This window comes from Vibrio sp. 14G-20 (assembly GCF_026241515.1).
In the GTDB taxonomy this organism is placed as follows: domain Bacteria; phylum Pseudomonadota; class Gammaproteobacteria; order Enterobacterales; family Vibrionaceae; genus Vibrio.
In genome coordinates this window covers 228454-246243 of the sequence record NZ_JAPHPW010000004.1, presented here as the reverse complement: position 1 = coordinate 246243, position 17790 = coordinate 228454, and the positions used below count along the sequence as shown (strand labels likewise).

The 17790-nt window shown below is 43.6% G+C and carries 17 protein-coding genes; 7 read left to right on the top strand and 10 right to left on the bottom strand.

Features of this window, described 5'->3' with window-relative positions:
• Positions 1-104 precede the first annotated feature (104 nt).
• The gene (locus OQJ75_RS05575) at positions 105-977 is read left to right on the top strand and encodes an aspartoacylase (RefSeq protein ID WP_265971245.1); all 873 of its coding nucleotides are present in this window, start codon (positions 105-107) and stop codon (positions 975-977) included.
• Between the two features lie 96 nt (positions 978-1073).
• Here the strand turns inward: OQJ75_RS05575 and OQJ75_RS05570 are convergent, their stop codons facing one another.
• The 4 genes from OQJ75_RS05570 to OQJ75_RS05555 form a co-directional block, all read right to left on the bottom strand.
• The gene (locus OQJ75_RS05570) at positions 1074-2081 is read right to left on the bottom strand and encodes a CobW family GTP-binding protein (RefSeq protein WP_265971246.1); all 1008 of its coding nucleotides are present in this window, start codon (positions 2079-2081) and stop codon (positions 1074-1076) included.
• Positions 2071-2631 carry a carbonate dehydratase gene (locus OQJ75_RS05565; RefSeq protein WP_265971248.1) on the bottom strand — a complete coding sequence of 187 codons (561 nt, stop codon included), beginning with the start codon at positions 2629-2631 and terminating at the stop codon, positions 2071-2073. The genes OQJ75_RS05570 and OQJ75_RS05565 overlap by 11 nt, the downstream gene beginning before the upstream one ends.
• A 36-nt stretch (positions 2632-2667) precedes the next feature.
• Complete coding sequence (locus tag OQJ75_RS05560) at positions 2668-4050, bottom strand: dihydroorotase (protein ID WP_265971249.1); 1383 nt, start codon at positions 4048-4050, stop codon at positions 2668-2670.
• A 65-nt stretch (positions 4051-4115) separates the two neighbouring features.
• Complete coding sequence (locus OQJ75_RS05555) at positions 4116-4592, bottom strand: Fur family transcriptional regulator (RefSeq protein WP_265971251.1); 477 nt, start codon at positions 4590-4592, stop codon at positions 4116-4118.
• A 662-nt stretch (positions 4593-5254) separates the two neighbouring features.
• On the opposite strand from OQJ75_RS05555, the gene ihfA reads away from it, so the two are divergent.
• The gene (ihfA, locus tag OQJ75_RS05550; protein ID WP_004734853.1) at positions 5255-5551 is read left to right on the top strand and encodes an integration host factor subunit alpha; all 297 of its coding nucleotides are present in this window, start codon (positions 5255-5257) and stop codon (positions 5549-5551) included.
• Between the two features lie 288 nt (positions 5552-5839).
• Here the strand turns inward: ihfA and OQJ75_RS05545 are convergent, their stop codons facing one another.
• Positions 5840-6616: a RelA/SpoT domain-containing protein gene (locus OQJ75_RS05545; protein WP_265971288.1), complete on the bottom strand. Its 777-nt coding sequence runs from the start codon at positions 6614-6616 to the stop codon at positions 5840-5842.
• Between the two features lie 323 nt (positions 6617-6939).
• On the opposite strand from OQJ75_RS05545, the gene OQJ75_RS05540 reads away from it, so the two are divergent.
• Positions 6940-7593, top strand: a complete 654-nt coding sequence (locus OQJ75_RS05540; RefSeq protein ID WP_265971290.1) for a thiopurine S-methyltransferase — start codon at positions 6940-6942, stop codon at positions 7591-7593.
• A 110-nt stretch (positions 7594-7703) separates the two neighbouring features.
• On the opposite strand, the gene purT is transcribed toward OQJ75_RS05540, so the two are convergent.
• The 5 genes from purT to sbcB form a co-directional block, all read right to left on the bottom strand.
• On the bottom strand, positions 7704-8879 hold the full coding sequence (purT, locus tag OQJ75_RS05535; RefSeq protein ID WP_265971292.1) for a formate-dependent phosphoribosylglycinamide formyltransferase: 1176 nt from the start codon (positions 8877-8879) through the stop codon (positions 7704-7706).
• A 167-nt stretch (positions 8880-9046) separates the two neighbouring features.
• Positions 9047-9934: a cytidine deaminase gene (gene cdd, locus OQJ75_RS05530; protein ID WP_265971294.1), complete on the bottom strand. Its 888-nt coding sequence runs from the start codon at positions 9932-9934 to the stop codon at positions 9047-9049.
• A gap of 285 nt (positions 9935-10219) precedes the next feature.
• Positions 10220-10897 (bottom strand): LrgB family protein, encoded by a 678-nt coding sequence (locus OQJ75_RS05525; protein WP_017629975.1) that lies wholly within the window; start codon positions 10895-10897, stop codon positions 10220-10222.
• Between the two features lie 2 nt (positions 10898-10899).
• On the bottom strand, positions 10900-11271 hold the full coding sequence (locus OQJ75_RS05520; RefSeq protein ID WP_265971295.1) for a CidA/LrgA family protein: 372 nt from the start codon (positions 11269-11271) through the stop codon (positions 10900-10902).
• 24 nt (positions 11272-11295) lie between these two features.
• A complete protein-coding gene (sbcB, locus tag OQJ75_RS05515; protein WP_176681394.1) occupies positions 11296-12720 on the bottom strand; it encodes an exodeoxyribonuclease I in 1425 nt (474 codons plus the stop codon).
• An 898-nt stretch (positions 12721-13618) separates the two neighbouring features.
• Between sbcB and OQJ75_RS05510 the strand changes: the two genes are divergently transcribed.
• From OQJ75_RS05510 to OQJ75_RS05495, 4 genes are read left to right on the top strand one after another with little or no spacing between them, the layout of a single operon-like run.
• Complete coding sequence (locus OQJ75_RS05510) at positions 13619-14053, top strand: DUF4402 domain-containing protein (RefSeq protein ID WP_055318636.1); 435 nt, start codon at positions 13619-13621, stop codon at positions 14051-14053.
• Positions 14054-14105: 52 nt separating this feature from the next.
• The gene (locus OQJ75_RS05505) at positions 14106-14543 is read left to right on the top strand and encodes a DUF4402 domain-containing protein (protein WP_102433211.1); all 438 of its coding nucleotides are present in this window, start codon (positions 14106-14108) and stop codon (positions 14541-14543) included.
• The gene (locus tag OQJ75_RS05500) at positions 14540-15250 is read left to right on the top strand and encodes a molecular chaperone (RefSeq protein ID WP_265971297.1); all 711 of its coding nucleotides are present in this window, start codon (positions 14540-14542) and stop codon (positions 15248-15250) included. The genes OQJ75_RS05505 and OQJ75_RS05500 overlap by 4 nt, the downstream gene beginning before the upstream one ends.
• 52 nt (positions 15251-15302) lie before the next feature.
• Complete coding sequence (locus OQJ75_RS05495; RefSeq protein ID WP_265971299.1) at positions 15303-17771, top strand: carboxypeptidase-like regulatory domain-containing protein; 2469 nt, start codon at positions 15303-15305, stop codon at positions 17769-17771.
• The last annotated feature ends 19 nt before the right edge of the window (positions 17772-17790 follow it).

The window sequence follows — 17790 nt, the reverse complement described above, 5'->3', positions numbered from 1 at the left end:
CTTGCTCGTTAAGTCTTCTGGAGAAACTGGTATATTGTTGTTATGTTATATCGTAACAAAAATGCAAGGGCGACTTGCACTTTCGATACTTGGAAATCAATTACATGGATAACATCAATCAAGTCTTACTGGTTGCCGGAGCTCACGGTAACGAGCTTTCTGGAATCTACTTAAACAAACTCATTAAAGAGCGTATGTATGCCGCCGATCGTTCGACATTCTCTACGAATTCAGTTATCGCAAACCCTAAAGCGGTAGAGCAGAACGTACGATACCTTGATACGGACCTAAACCGTCAGTTCTCTAATGCTAACCACGACGACACTGCTGGTTTAGCTGAATACACAGTGGCGCGACAGTTTATAGATAGACACGTAAGCAAAGAACAACAACTGATTGTGGATTTACACAACACGACCAGCAATATGGGGGCGACATTAATCTTGCTTTCCAATGATGCTTTCTATCAGAAAATGGGTGCGTATGTGAAACAACGAATGCCTGAAGCCAATATTCTGTTTGAAGATAGAAAGCCTTGGGATGAGCAGCCTTACCTTTGTACTGCTGGGAAGTGTGGAGTAATGATTGAAGTTGGCGCTCAGGCACATGGCTCACTTAAATTCGATACTCTTAAACTGATGAAGCAGATGCTGACCATGGTTCTTGATTACGTTGAGAAGCACAACCTCAACCAAGTACAAGCGTTAGAAGACTACGATGCTTTCTTTTATGTTGAAGAGGTGAATGTTCCGCTTGGCCCAGACGGTATGCGTGTTGCTACTGTGCATCCAGCGATCTGTGGTCGAAATTTCGAGGTAGTGAAGCAAGGTGAGCCGATACTGGCGACTTTCTTTGGCTATGATATTTACTGGGAGCGTGAACAAGACATCTATCCACATTTCATTAATGAAAGTGCTTACGCTAAAGCCAACATTGCTATGGCACTGGCCGACAAGCGCTTGGTCTCAGTGAACTAGCGTTTTGAACCTATAACGGATTAGTTAAAAAGCCCTATGAATGTATCAATTCATAGGGTTTTGATTTTAGGGAGCGGGAGAATTAACCAGTTCTGGTTAGATCTGACACGCCAACAATTGGTTTTCTAGATCGTTGTCGATGCTATAACCAATGACTTCTATTCTGGTTTCATTGCACTCATCTAACTCACACTCTGTTAGGCCATCTTCCGTTAGGTTGTAACCAAAGATGCCGCTTTGAGTGATGAACACCGCTTTCATTCGTTCGGCTTTGAGTCCAACTAATACCTTAAGCAATTGCTGGCGATCGAACAGTTTATCAGCCGCGAATCGCCAACCAACACTTTCAAAACCTTCACCTTGGTTGGTCGCTTTGATCATGCCGCTTTCTGGCATCGGTAATTCTGAAGCGAGTGGCTTGTCTTCCTTATGATGATGGTGATGATGGTGCCCATGAGCTTGATGATGGTAAAAGTTGGTGTTTCCATCAAACTCGTCAGAAGGGATCTTACCGTGATGGGCAAATATGAGTTTGGTGTCTGGGTGACAAACCTGCGCGACGTACTCAGCCAGTTTTTCTGCATCGCCACTTTTGTACAGATCGACTTTATTACCCACGATAGTATCGGCAATGGTGATTTGCTGATTGAAGGTATCGTGTTCAGAGTAGCGTGTGTCAGAAAGCTTACGGGCATCGACCAAAGTGACGTTCTTTTGTAGTGACAACACCTTACGATAGTGCTCTGAAGACAAGACTTCTAGCACTTCCTTAGGATGACCAAGCCCGGTCGGCTCGATCAATAAGCGGTCTGGTTTCGCCTCAGACAGTAGTTGATTCAGTGCGATTTGCATCGGCAAACCAGCCGCGCAACACATACAGCCGCCAGGCACTTCTCGGATAAACACTTGTTGTTTGTTGTCGTTCCCTTGGATCAAACTGCCGTCTACGCCGATTTCTCCAAATTCGTTCACCAAAATAGCCCAGTTTTCATCTGCGGGTTTATTCTTCATTAGATTGAGAATTGCGGTCGTTTTACCTACGCCGAGAAAGCCGGTAATGATATTGGTTGGAATACCCAAGAGAGGCTTTTTATCAGAGCTCATTGGCAATTCTCCTATAACCTTGCACAAGGGTATGGTTTGCCGAAACAACGGACTCTGAAAATGCAGAATACTCGGGTGGTACTTTTGAGATATTGTTCAAATCAAACCCTGAACCGATGTTAGTCATTGGTGGTACATGGAAGTTCTCAGGTAAGTCGTGTCCGTCCACCACACAGTTATGGCGAATCACACAACCTTTGCCAATCACCGCATTAAAGACGACTGAGTTGAAGCCAATAAATACGTCATCACAGACCTTACAAGGACCATGAATGATCGATCGGTGAGCGATGGATGAGCGTTCACCAATAGTGACGGCAGCGCCAGCTTTAGAGTGAATAACCACACCATCTTGAATGTTGGTGTCGCGCTTAATCACAATGGCTTCCATGTCACCTTGTTCGTTGACCTCGTCAGCTCGAATCACAGCGTAAGGGCCAATAAACACGTTGTCTTCAATGATGACCTTGCCGCAGATGATGGCGGTCGGGTCAATGAAAGCGGTCTCCGATACTTCTGGCATATGACCGCTTGGATTTCTTCTTAACATATTGATTTCTTTTTATTGATGGTAATAACTGCTGAACTAGCGCTCGAATGACAGCCTCATTGCTGGAGTGACCATGTCACTCGATATTTCTTTTGGTGCATCAGCGATATGCGTATTTTGGTTATCAGGGGATTCTGGATTGCTATAAACCTTGGCACCATTGACCCATGTGTGTTTTATCTGAGCAGAGAATTCGTGCCCTGCGAACGGTGACCACCCACATTGATACAAGCTGTTGTCATGGCTGACTAGAGTTGGTGTCTGTGGATCGACTAATACTAAATCGGCGAAGTAGCCCTCACGGATATAGCCGCGTTCCTGTATCGCATAACGGATCGCTGGGTTATGTGCGGTTTTCTCGACCACCTGAACGACAGTTAAGGTTCCAGTGCGTACGTGGTCAAATAGGCTCAACAGGGCATGTTGTACCAGAGGTAATCCTGCAGGTGCTTGTTCGTAAGGAACTTGTTTCTCTTCCCATGTATGTGGCGCGTGATCTGTCGCGATGATGTCGATTTGGCCCGTGCTCAATGCTGCTAATAGAGCGTCTCTATCACTAGGGTATTTGACGGCAGGGTTGCACTTAATTTGGTTACCGAGCGTTGCGTAATCTTTATTGCTAAACCATAGGTGATGGACACACGCTTCTGCGGTAATACGTTTTCCCTGAATGGGGCCGGCTTCAAACTGAGCGAGTTCTTTTTCTGTCGTGATGTGCAGCACATGAAGTTGACTGTTGTGTTTTTTGGCTAGCTCAATCGCATAGGAAGAAGAGGCATAACAAGCTTTGTCATCTCTTAGAATGGGGTGATCTTCAATCGTGAAAACCGCTTTCTCTTTTCTTAATTGTTCTTGGTTTTTCGCGATAACAGGCCCGCTTTCACAGTGAGTGACAATTAGGACGGGAGAATCACGGAATATGGCATTGAGTGCTTGAGGATCTTCAACCAACAGGTTGCCCGTTGAAGCGCCCATAAACACCTTTACACCGCAGTGCTTGGTTGGGTCGAGACGTTTAATTTGTTCGAGATTGTCTTCGGTTGCTCCGAGATAAAACGAGTAATTTGCTAACGAGCTTTGTGCTGCAATATCAAACTTTCTTTCTAAGGCTTCAATGGTCGTTGTAGCAGGGTTTACGTTTGGCATCTCCATATAGCTGGTAATACCGCCTGCAACCGCAGCTCGTGACTCAGTGGCGATTGAGCCTTTGTGTGTTAATCCCGGTTCGCGAAAATGGACTTGGTCGTCAATCATTCCAGGAAGGAGGTAGCAACCTTGAGCGTCAATAATCTCATCATCTGGCTTTGGTTCGATGTTGTTGGCTATTCTTTCTATTCGCTGGTTAATGATCAATAGATCCGATTCGGTAATGATGCCTTCATTGACCAAACGGGCATTCTTGATGAGTGTTGCAGACATAGCGGTTCACTTTCTCCTTGTTGATAGGGCTAATACTGTTGAGAGTGTTTAAGAGAGTAGGAGCATCATTGAGTGGAAGCGGGCTCATTTTGGTTCGCACATTCGTCGCACACACAGCTTATCTCTAACTGAGGGCTAACAACGGTGAAGCCTTCTTGTTTAGCATGAGATTGAAGGTCACGAATAATGGCAGGGTGGATGGTTTGCTCGCTGATCTTGTCGCACTTGGAGCAGATCAAAAATTGGGGGATGCCATGTTCATGTTCGCAAAGAATATGGTCGCAAAGTATGAACTTATTGGAGACTTTCAGTTTATGCGCTAAGTGGTGCTCTTCTAGGAACTCCAACACTCGATAAACCGACATCGCTTGAACGTGTTGATCAAAGTGTTCCTTACAGTATTCAACGATTTCATACGCAGACAGAGCTTTGTCGGCATGAACCAGTGCTCGCAGTATCAACAGTCTCTTAGCGGTAAACTGTTTTCCGTTTGTTTTACAGCCTTGTTTTACGTGCTCAATGATCGCTTCGATGTCTCTCATTCAATCCACAAAATTAGTGATAATACAGATATGTTATAACATAACAATCAATTTCAAGAAACGAACTTTTACTTCAAGAATCTTTTAGGTGGGATCTCTCTTTTGGTGCGTACCTCGTAGATGCACATAGACGAACATGAGCTATTTATTGCCCACCATTTGCATGTTGTGCCAAAGAAGCTTTCCTATAATGATTGAATTACTGATTAAAAGCCTAAAAGAACATGGGTTATTATAAGTGAATTCGAATTAAATTCTGAAATGATACAAATCTCATATTTAATAACGCTTATTTAGTAACCTCTGTTGAGTCTCATATCAAATCAAGTGGCTGATTTTATTGGGTATCAGAGAAAAGTCTCAAAAATTATTATTTAGATCGCTAAAGTTTTAAATTCTGTATTGTGGTGTTTGTGTGGAGTATAATTCCATTTGGTAGCTATGGATTAGATGGTTTTTAGCTATATGTGTGAAATTTTAAGTGAGTTATCTTTCTGATTTGAAAGAATAATTAAATAGTTAGGATAAAAAAGTTGGCGAAAATCAGAAGCTTGGCATACACTTTCCTTGTAAATGACCTTATCTCATTGATTGAATAGGGTAAATGCTTTGGCGCTACTGGCGATGGTAGCAATGTTTAACATAGCTTTGAGGAAAGTTTTATGGCACTCACGAAGGCCGATTTGGCTGAGAACCTGTTTGAGACACTCGGATACAGCAAGCGGGATGCCAAGGAAACGGTGGAAGTGTTTTTCGAAGAAGTTCGTAAAGCGCTCGAAAATGGCGAACAGGTAAAACTGTCTGGTTTTGGTAATTTTGATCTTCGCGAGAAAAACGAGCGACCTGGTCGTAACCCGAAAACTGGTGAAGACATTCCAATCTCTGCTCGACGTGTTGTTACTTTTAGACCGGGACAAAAACTAAAGGCCCGTGTCGAAAATATTAAAATCGAGAAGTAGCCAAGCAATAGACCACGCCTAGCGTGGTCTTTTTGTATGTGACGTCTAATTTTAAACTGCGTTAAAACTATTCCCTTTATTCTTATCTCTATCTCTATCTCTATCTCTATCTCTATCTCTATCTCTATCTCGTCTAGCTTTCTAGAGCTATAAGCCGATAGATTCACTTTGAGCTTTTCGGCTAGCTACGCTGCCTAACTGATCTCCAGAATGTAATATAGCCAAAAAGAAAGGGCTGCAAATTAATGGCAGCCCTTTGAGTTGATATTCTGTGGTGTTCTAAACGGTTTACGCGGCTTTAATATGAGTCGTGATATACGGTTGCCATGCTTGTTGGTAAAGCTCTAAAGATTGGCGTCTTAGGCTATTAATTTGCGCCGCTTCGATATCGTTGATTGGGCGATGTTCTGCAATGGCGTGACGCTCAATACCTTGGATAATTTTATATAGCTCGTGCTCAGGGCCACTTTTCACGTCAGCGATTGCTTTCAAGTGAAGCTGAACTTCAGCAATAATGTTGGTTTTAGGCAAACGAACTAACAGGTTAAGGTCACGGTAGCCAGAATCAGCAGGTGACTTAAACTTGTTTTTCAATTTCACAACGTCCGCTTCACGGCTTAGTGATTCATACACTTCAACCAAGCTTTCTACGTCGTTTGCGATAATCGTTGCACGAGCTAGATCGGTAATTCTTGTTACATCGCCATCAAGCTCAAGGTCAATTTTCTCTTCTGCACGAGCTTGAGATTTAACACCTGCGAACAGGGCTTCTGAATTGGTTAGTAGGGCAGTACTTTTACAGATAGTTTCTAGCTCAGCTTGTGCTTGGTGAGCTTTGCTGTAAAGGATGTCGAAATCGGTATAAGGCTGAGTCGGACGTGAGTCGAATGCTTTAATGCCATATAGACCGCTTAGGCTATGGCGGAATACGTTTGATGAAACTTGGTTTTGCGCTGGAGTGCGCGATTGATCAGTTGAACTCGTTGAAACAGGTGCTGCTGCGAATGCAGGCGCTCGGCTCAATACTAGAAGCATTAGGGCCGTCGTACGGAGAAATACACTCATTCAAACTCCAAAATACAAGGTTACAAAAACGGGTAGTCAAAAGGGGTAACCAGTAACGCATAAGAGTAAAAACAGCTTAACTAAACTCACTACATATTAAATGGGGCTAGCTAAGGCAGAAACCAACTCTAACGTTTAATATTGCTTTAAAATGTGAACATATAGACAAATAATTCAAGCGTTTGTTCCGCAATTTTAAGAACTTTGAACTCGGCCAGTTTCTGATTTTATTGAAACCAATTTGGAACTTTAAACCAAGCTAAGGTTGCTCTTACCTCTCTATACTGTACCCTTGCATTATGACTGTTTAACATGAACGAAAGATGAATAATCCTGAATTTTGGCACAATAAATGGGCAGCCAACCAAATTGGTTTCCACCTTGAAGATGTAAACCCACTTCTGATTGAATTTTGGAAAAAAACCGACCCTAGCTACGAGAAGAGTGTGTTTGTCCCACTTTGTGGCAAAAGCGAAGATCTTATTTGGTTAGCGTCTAAGCATGAAGAGGTTCAAGGAGTTGAGCTTAGCCAAATCGCGGTACGCGCATTTTTCTCAGAGCATTTTTACACGCCGACTGTGACTCAAATCAGTGGTCAGCATGAGCTTTACCAATTCGATGAATTGAGTGTTTACACAGGAGATTACTTCACAGCACCTATTCAGCCTGTCGACATTATTTATGACCGCGCTTCTTTAGTGGCATTGCCTCAAGAGATGCGAGTGCAGTATGTCGAGCGTTTGAAACAACTACTGAAACCGGGTGGCAAGATTCTTCTGGTGACGCTGGATTACAATCAAAACGAAATGGCAGGGCCTCCGTTTAGCGTACCTAAGCTAGAAATCGATCAGCTGTTCGCAGGTTATAAGATCACATTGTTGAATCAGGACATCGCAGACGATGAACATCCTAAGATTGCGAAGAAAGGTTTGTCTCGCTTCTGTGAGGAAGTGTATTTGATTGAGTCAGACGTTTAAGTTCAGTTTGTTCAAATAAAAAGATAACACCAACAAAAAGACGGGCTCGATAGCCCGTCTTTTTTATTGTTCAGATTTGAACTCGCGATTGTTCAGAATTGAATCGCGGGTTAGTAAATCACTTTTACTTTCGAAGCGCTTTCAATCGCGTCTTCAATTGCTGTTTCTGTGCTATTGCGACGAGTTAGCGCCACACCAAGACGACGGCGACCATCAATGTCAGGCTTACCAAACAGACGAACTTGTGTTTGTGGTGCGTCTAGCGCTTCTGCAAGGCCTTCAAAGCGAATATTCGTTGATGTGCCTTGACCAAGGATTACCGCAGAGGCACAAGGGCCATACTGAGTAATTGATCTGATCGGCATACCTGTAAATGCGCGTACGTGTAGTGCAAATTCCGATGAGTCTTGAGACATCAGAGTCACCAAGCCAGTATCGTGTGGGCGAGGGGAGACTTCATTGAAGATAACGTGGTCGCCTTTAACGAACAGCTCAACACCAAAGATGCCGTGACCGCCTAGTGCGTTAACCACTTGCTCTGCCGTGTATTGTGCCGCTTTCAGTGCGTTGTCAGACATGACCTGTGGCTGCCATGATTCACGGTAATCACCGTCTTCTTGGCGGTGGCCGATTGGCGCACAGAAGTGAACACCGTCGACTGCACGAACGGTAAGCAGTGTGATTTCGTAATCAAAGTCGATGAAGCCTTCAACGATCACACGACCCGCGCCAGTACGACCGCCTTCTTGTGCGTAGTCCCAAGATTTCTGGATATCTTCTTCGGTTTTGATAACGCTTTGGCCTTTGCCTGAAGAACTCATTACTGGCTTAACAACGCAAGGCATACCCACGAACTCAACAGCGGCTGAAAAATCTTCAAAGGTGTCTGCAAAGCGGTAAGGCGAAGTGCTTAGTTTCAACTCTTCAGCAGCTAAACGACGAATACCTTCGCGGTTCATCGTTAGTTTGGTTGCATTCGCCGTTGGAACAACATTTAAGCCTTGTGCTTCAAGTTCAACTAACTTGCTGGTGGCAATAGCTTCAATTTCAGGAACCACATAATCTGGTTTTTCTAGCTCAATGATAGCTTGAAGAGCATCACCATCTAACATGTCTAATACATGGCTACGATGCGCAACTTGCATTGCTGGTGCGTCTGCATAACGGTCACAAGCAATAACTTCTAAACCTAAACGTTGGCACTCGATAGCAACTTCTTTTCCGAGTTCACCTGAACCTAATAGAAGTACACGAGTAGCATTTTCGCGAGTAGCAGTACCAAACATAGAAATTCCTTCCGATCTTTTGAACGATTGATTGAAAACGGGGTGATCATACTTATTTAAATGACAAAAGCAAACGTTTGCGCAACTTGCAGTGTTAATTACAAGCATAAAAAAAGCAGCCCCGTTAAATAGGGCCGCTTATTTAAAATTATGTTAAATAGATGTACTTAGATTGCTAAGTAAGTCACTGGAATGTCGGGATTAATCGCTTCTAATGTAGATTGCGTATCCGCTAGGTGACTGATGCTGCCTTCAGCAATTTCAACCAAAGCTGCACTTTCAATTTGTTCAAAGTCGAAGCCCGCCAGTTTGAGTTGAATCAATGCCACTTGTAGAGGCGGTAGGCTAGGGTTGAATGCTGCGTTTTCAGCGTAAGCACCGGTGAAAACCTCACCCGACGTCAGCTGTAGTGAAACACCACTTAGGTTTTTGGTGTAAGGAGCGTGACTGCGGTTTAGTGCTGCTAGTGCTTCTACAACAATAGGAGTTGTTTCTTCAGTCGTGTACTTATGATCAAGCTTAGTCATTAGCCCAGTCGTCACACCTAAATCAGCAGGGCCAAAAGAGTCTGGAAGGTATTCTTGTAGTGACATCTCATCGCGTTGTGGAAGCTGAACTTTAAGCTCTTTCGCTGTGGTCAGTTCGTTCATAAACTGACGACAGTGACCACAAGGACTAAAGTTGATGGTGATATCTGAGATGCCTTGCTCGCCTTTCATCCATGCATGGCTTATTGCAGATTGCTCAGCGTGTACTGTTTGGCCAAGTTGAGCACCAGCGATTTCAAGGTTTGCACCAAAATACAAAGTACCAGACAAACCACGCACGATTGCACCAACGTAAAAGTCAGATAATGGAGCGTATGAATACGCAGCAGCAAAAGGAAGTAGTGCGATACGTAGTTCGTCATCTGCTAAACCACTTGCTTGAAGTAGGCTAGAGAACTGTTCTGGAGACAATGTCGCGTCAAAGTTGTCTGCTAATACGATGTCACTCAAAAGCGCTTTCATTGATGATGGAGCACTTTCCAGCGCCAGGGTAATACGACTGTTCATGTTGAATCCTTAATTGACCTTAGGCTTTAAGTTTATGCAATACTCAGGAATTTTCTGTGATAACGATCACTATTGAATTGTTGTTGTTACATTGGTTTGCATAATTAGAGTGAGGTCACACTTGAAATCGATTACAAGAGCCATTTATACAGTTGATATCGCACTTATTGCTCGTAAAAGACCGTGACTTGACAGCTATTGCTGAATAAAGGCGAATAAAAAGCCCAAACAGACACTGTAATCACAGCATTCTGGTTGGGCTGAATCGCGCAGTGATCGTTTAGGTTAAGAATAGAACCAAATCACAACTGAGAACACGCTAGGTGCAATGATTGAGGTGATAACGCCACAGAGCACCAAAGCCAATGAACTGAATGCGGCATCTTCTTGGTTCTTTTCCGCACAAGTCGCGGTGCCCAAAGCGTGAGAAACCGTACCCATGGTTAAACCTCTGGCAATAGGGCTCTTAATACCAATCAGATTATAGATAGGGTAAGCAAAAATCGCCCCGAACAGACCTACGATCAAAACCAATATTGCCGCAATGGCTGCTTCACCACCTAAATGGCTCGATACTTCCATCGCAATCGGCGTCGTAACCGATTTACCTAGCAGGCTCGCAATCAAGCTAAGGTCGGCTTTAAAAGCTACCGCAATGATAGCTGTGGTTGTCATCGACATCACACTGCCTAACGTGCAGGCAAAGGTAATAATGCGCCAGTTAGCTCGAATTTGAGGCAACTGCTCATAAAGAGGGTAAGCAAGAGCCACAACCGCAGGCTGAAGCATATAAGTGATCCAAGTGTTGTCTGCGTAGTAAGTTTCGAAAGGCACTTTGAAGAACAACAGAATTGGAATAATGATGCCAATGCTGATCAGTAAAGGGTTACACAGTGGTGAGTTCACTTTTTGGCTTACCCAACGAGCAAACAGGAACACAACGATGGTCAGTAGAATCCACATGATTATTTACCTCTCGAAAGCAAGCGGTCTAAGAACCATGATAAAGACACCAATACGATGAGCGTGCCACCAACGGCACTCGCCATGATTGGCAATGCATTGGCGATAAGCATGTCGAAGTGATCCATTAACCCAACACTGATTGGGACGAACAATAAGATCATCAAACGAATAATCAGACTGGCACCGGGTTGTACCCAGTGTGATGGAACAATACCTATCACCATGGCAGCAAACAGAATCAACATGCCAAAAATACTGCCTGGAATTGAGGTCTCTAGATATTGTTGTAACGCGTTACCTGCAGTGAGAGCACCTATGATTAAGGTGAAGGAGATTAAGCAGTAAACGAGTTTGATCAATCTTTCTTTCAAAGTGTCACATCTCTTGATAATGAATTAACTAGCTAGCTTTTCTACGTATTGATAAACCGCTTTCAAGATAGCCATTTTCTTCTCGTCACTTTCGTTTTCATGTGCGAGGTTTTCTAGATTCAGCATGTACTCTTCTAAGCGACTCTCGTAAAACTCACGACAATGGTTCGCCCATTTCAGCTGCTCAGCTTCATCAAGTGTCCATGGGAAATGACGAGCGCGGTAACGGAACAACAGCGGCTTAATACGCTCGTCACTGAAAGTGATGTCCAAAGCAGCCAAGTTATTCGGGTCAGTTTCACGGATGATGTTCATCGCGGTCTTATCTGCTGGAGAGAAGAAGCCATCGTAAAGGTGTGTGTCTACATCATCACTTTTTTCGTATTCACGTTCTTGTGAGTACAAGCCAATCAGCTTTTCACGAATCTCTGGGTGTTCACGTAGTAGTGCTAGGTTCTTCAAGCACTGCTGACGGTCAATACCGATCGTTTCCGCGTTTTCAGCCGTCAGGGTTTTTGCTGGTGCGAGGATAGGGCACTTGTTGAGCTGTACCAGTTTAATCGGCACTGGCAACTCATCTTCATTTAACTCGCTACGCTTGGTGTAGAGTCTGTCTCTTAGTTCGTCAGTATCTAGCTCAAGCAGTGGGCTAGGATCTTTCGCTAAGTCCACCACGATAACGGCGTTTTGGTTGGTCGGGTGCCAAGCCATAGGAACAATCCAGCTTGTGTAATTGCAATCACGACCAAACATTCCTGACACGTGCATAAGAGGTGTCATGTTTACGATGTCGACTAATTCGTTCAACTTGCGTTTGTGGCGCATGTTGTAGAGGTAGTCAAACATCTTAGGTTGTGCAGCTTTCAGCTTTTTCGCTAATTCGATAGTCGCAATAACATCGGCCATCGCATCGTGCGCGTTTTCGTGTTCAATGCCATTTGCCACAGATAGGTGTTCCAGTTTGAAACTTGGGTAACCTTCTTCATTCTCTGGCCAAACAATACCTTCAGGGCGAAGTGCGTGTACGGCACGCATCACGTCGAGTAGATCCCAGCGTGAGTTACCGTTTTGCCAGCTCCATGCGTACGGGTCAATAAAGTTGCGGTAACAAGTGTATCGCGTTACTTCGTCATCGAATCGAATGCTGTTGTAGCCAAGGCTTGTGGTGTTTGGCTTTGCAAGCTCTGCATGAATCTTGGCGATAAACTCAGGCTCAGGTAGGCCTTGAGACATGGCTTTTTGTGGTGTGATGCGAGTGATCAGCGCAGCTTCAGGTGCAGGAAGATAATCAGCAGGAGGTTGGCAGTAGATAACCAAAGGTTCTCCGATAACATTGAAATCTTGGTCGGTACGAACACCTGCGAATTGACTCGGACGATCTTTCGCTGGGCTCACGCCCCATGTTTCGTAATCGAAAAAGAAGTAGGTTGGCTGATTATCTGAACTCATTGAATTTCCTGAACAGTAAGCGGATGACGTTTACTGTGGCTGAAGGTTAGTTTTGTTCAGTATCTGATAGTATGCGGTACGCGTGCAACCCAGATCACAAATAAATTGCCGGAAAACGGTGCTTTACTATTCAATCGAGTCAACAGGGAAGCTTTTGAATCGAATTGTGGCGATTTCTTCGTAACGGTTCTGCCTGTTTACGGTTTACATGAGCGGCGGTGGTCGAGAGTCACGGGCACTATCAAGGTACAGATGTTTAAGCTATCAGACGACCGTTTAAACCGTCATATCCTAATGTCTAATGCTCTCCCCAATTTAGTAGTCTTTCGGCAATATAATTCACTTAGTTTTGATGAGTCATTGGGTATTTATGATTGCAGGGGGAATTAAGTTGGATAGATCTACGTGTCTCATTTTTAATACTGTTTAAGAGCAATGTTTAAAACTTAGGTCTAGACTTTTTAATACGAAAATCTATTATTTCACTTTTATTACAATTTGATATTAATGCTGGTTTGTTTCATTTGTGAGACTATATTGCAACACGGTGATCTATATAGTTATTCATTTAAATAAAGTTCTTGGTTATTATTTTTGTTTGTTATTCGGATGTTTTAAATCAAGCGTGTTTTATAAAAATAATGACGTATAAAATTAAAGGGATTAAGTGTAAAACCAGTTTTATATCTAATTAATAAAAACACCTAAATACCACTATTTTTGTTAGTGTTATTTATATCAATTTGCGTGATCTTATTCTCACTGCGCCTCATTTCTTTATAAATAAGTGTCAATATATATATTTTCTAAATAGGATTGTTGTTACTTAATTGTTAACTCTGATTGACTATTAGGTAACCCTAATAATAAAGCCGAATTTATATAAAGGATTAAAGAAATGAACAAAGTCTTTAAGGTTGTTGCTGTATCTGCACTTTCTATCTCTTCAGCGAACGTTTTCGCTGTGAGTGACACTTTTGATGCAACACTAGAAGTAAAACAAGCAATTACAATGACAAAAACCAGTGATCTAGACTTCGGTATCATCACTTCAGATAACACAACTGATGTTGTTATCGCTCAAGGTGATGCGGGAGCTGCGGCGTTTACGCTTTCTGGAGAATCAGGTGATGCAGTAACAGTAAGTATTTCTGACACTAACTTAGTTAACGGTGCAAATACGATTGCGGCTGAATTCGACTTTAATAGCGCTATAACCCTAACGGGTGGCAATGCGAATCTTAATATTGGCGGCACTGCACGTACTTCAAGTGCAACATTAGTTGCTGGTACTTATACTGCAAACGTTGCAGTAGATGTAACTTACCAGTAATTAAATGAAACCAGTATAATATTGTGGCTGTTGTAGAGCAGCCATTTTTACGATGAAGTTTCTATTCAAATACGCTATTTATATCGGTCTGACTTTTTATTCAAGTCCGTTTCATGCACTCGAAATCATTCCTGAAAATATGGAGGTGAAATTTCCGGGTATGTATATCTCTGGATCGGGTCAAAATGCTGATGCTAATCCGGCTAATAGTCAGATTTACGTAGTTCGCTTTTATGTAGAAGGTGAGCCGGGTAAAAAGATCGTGGTTTCGCTCCCCTCTAAGCAGTACCTCAACCATTCTCGTAAATCCAAACGTCTTCGTATTAAAAAGTTCTATTTTGGTTGCGGCTTATCAAAGCGAGGCAGAGCCAAGATAAAAGGCAATGGAAGAAGCAAATTACTGTGCATTGGTGCAAGAGTGAAAATCGGCGCTAATCATCCCGCTGGCGTTTATACCAGTACAATTCCTTTTGAGGTTAATTATAAATGAAGTTGTTTATCTCATGTGCTCTCGGCTTACTTTTCACGGCACAAGCCTCTGCTCAACTCCTAATCGCTCCAACTCGTTTTGTCTTAGATGCTGATACCTCTGTGACGGAAAAAATCGTGGTGGAGAACAATTCGGATGAACCGATTCGATTGGAGATCAAACCAATCTATCGACCAGTAAAGGCCAGTGGCTTAGTTCGTACCGACGCAAACATCGCTGAGTCTGAAAATATCGCTGATTGGATTAAAGTATCACCGCCGATTATTCGTGAATTGAAACCCAACCAAAGACGCACCGTTCGCTTACGTATGAACGCATTGCCAGACGACATGCCAGATGGCGAATATCGAGCTTATCTATGGTTTTCGCCTATCGCGAAGGCGCCTGAAGCTTCCCCGCCAGATTTATCGAGAAAGGTTCGTTCTAACAACGGTTCAGCGTTTCAACTCAACTTTCATATCAACAGCTATGTACCGGTTTATGTACAAAAAGGCGAGCAGGTACAAGATGTGAAGTTTCAATGTGATGATCAGAACCTCAAGATTACGAATGACGGTAATTTCCAGTTCAGCGCTAAATTGAATGTCGACGAACACAGCGAAAAGGTGGTGTTACTTCGCAATGCAGAATTAACCAAACCGCTACCAAAGGGTTCGAAGGTTTCATTGGTGCAGAACGACCAGCCTTTGTACGAATGTGTTCTGTAGCTTGAACTGTGTTGTCAGTGATTGTGCACTCGACTGAGTAACGACAAGATTCATGTTTCAACATTTGGCTTGTCGAGTTGCATTGCTTTGTTCATTGTTTCCATTTGTCGCTCATTCGCAGTCAGAAGGGGAAAGCGAGGCGACTGAACTTTATCCTGCTCATATCGAAGTTCGAGTAGGGCAAGTCGGTGATAGCTTTTATCGTGTCATGATGGATGATTACGAAGAGCCGTTTATTTCGATATCAAACGCTGCGTTTTCTCTGCTAGAGATGAATGGGCAATGCGATGACAACGGCTATTGTGAAATCTACTTACCGCAAGATGTTGGGCGAGAGTCTCCTCCTTATATCGTTGATACCGAGCAAGCCGCCTGTTATCGCGATGAAAACAATAATCGCGATGACAACAACATCCAGTCAATCAAGTTTGAAGTGATTGACTCGGAAACCTACATTCATTGGTACAGCTTGCAAGCCTGTATTCCTGCCAAAATCAGATGGGACATTGATGACTATCGGCTAACCGTTTCTCCTGAGTTCAGCTCGTTAACCGAGTTGGAAGCGGTGATCTCTAAGATCAAAAATGAATCCCGTAAGAAAGCAGAAGAGTTGAAGCGTGCTAGTAATACTCCGGCCATAGAGCCGCTTGCGACCGTGGGTTTGGCAATAAGAGTAGCAGCTTCTGTTTACCATGACAGTGAAACGGGCGGTGATGTTTATGCCATTTCCGACACTATCTTAAGTACCGAACATTCCTTGTCTAGGTTGTCTATTGATTCGCGAGAAGATCAGCCTATCGTCTATTACAACATTGCGGTTGAAGCACATGATGGAGAAGGTTCACTTGAAATTGGACACGTGCTGTTAGATGGCAGTGTATTTACCGTCAATCAAACACTCGAAGATGGGCTGTATTATACCAACCGAAAGCGTCAGCCAGAGTTTGGCAACTTACAACTGGAGCGTACTACTCAGCCCAATATCAGCATCGATGTGTTGGTTAATGGCATCTATCAAACGACGTATCGTTCTGATGAGTTTGGACGCTTTGTTGTTGAAGAAGACAACATCTCACCCGGTGACACCATTAAGTTTCGCTACTACCTATCGAAAGGTGTCTGGCAGGAAGAAGAGATTACCGTCGCTGGTTTAGAAGATGCTTTTTTGCCACGCAACGAGTGGGGCGTTCAGGTGGTCGGGAATGAAGGTACAGACAGAGCGGGTGCCGTGTCTCTGGAGTATGGATTTGCTGATTACTTTACCGTAGGTAGCGCTTTTAGGAGGCAACATGGCAAAGACTTGGTTGGCTTTCAGGGGCGATACTTACCGACACATTGGTTTGCAGGTCATATCGGTTGGTTACCCGACTTTAATCGTTTTCCAATGGAGTTTGATATCTTACTCGGCGGCGACCAATCTGCGTCAATCGAGCTCAATAAAACCGATGAACTGGATTCAGAGTCGATGGAATATGACGTGTTCAAGTACAACTTGTCGCTTGCAAATCTCACGGCCTTTTTAACCGTAAGGGACGATGAAGATGAACTCAGTGTCGAGCCAAAAGTGAACGCCAAGGTGTCGCGTAATCTGTTTCTCTCTTATGCGGGCGATTATCAATACGCAAAGGACAGCCATGAAGATACCTACTTACACACAGTCGAGCTCGCCAAAAGTGGTTTTTCTGATACCTCGTGGAACATCTCTGGCACGGTTAATGGCTCTGGTCATCATGAACGCACAGAGCTCTCTTTAAGAAACGCATGTAAAGAGTGTGTACTTGATCCTCTTAATGTATTCCAAGAACTCACCACCAATGTATCTGCTCGCTACCAGAAACAAGATGTGTCGTTTACTGCCTCTTTAGAGGCGCGTGTGAATCCTTATCTGTTGTTTAAGTTGGAAGGAACAGAGGACCAATACGGTGTGGAAATGACGACGGAATTTGGGGCTAAAACCTACTTCGATGAGGACATCGGTGAGTTTGTTGAGTGGAACCGGTACAACCATTCTAAGTTGACTGGGGTTGTCTATGATCACCACAAGCAACCGATATCTGGAGTGAGCCTGCAGATACTCGACCAACGTGCTGTGAGCGATGCAAAAGGGCGCTTTGAATTCTCGAGTGTTCCCGCTCGAAGCAATCTGCCTATCTATATTGATGAAGGGGCACTAGACCTAAACCTCACGCCGATTCAAAACCCTGTGTTTGTTAATACCAAGCAGGTTGGATTAACTCATGCGAACATCGAAATGGTGGTGTCATTTGGGGTCGATGGCACAGTGGAGGGCGCTATCGAGAGCAATGCGTATCTGCACTTCAAACATATTCAGAAAGGAACGGAATATTCGAGCGAAATCGAGAGTGACGGTTTTTACATGGTAGAGGGGCTGATCGCTGGAAAGTACATTATCACCTTAGAGATGGGCGACAAAAGATACGTTCAAGGTGCCGACTTGGATGGGGACTTTTGGGTAAGCGATCTCACCTTTAATTTTATCGACTTCCATAAAGTGTACTAGGATGAACAATCTATTTTAT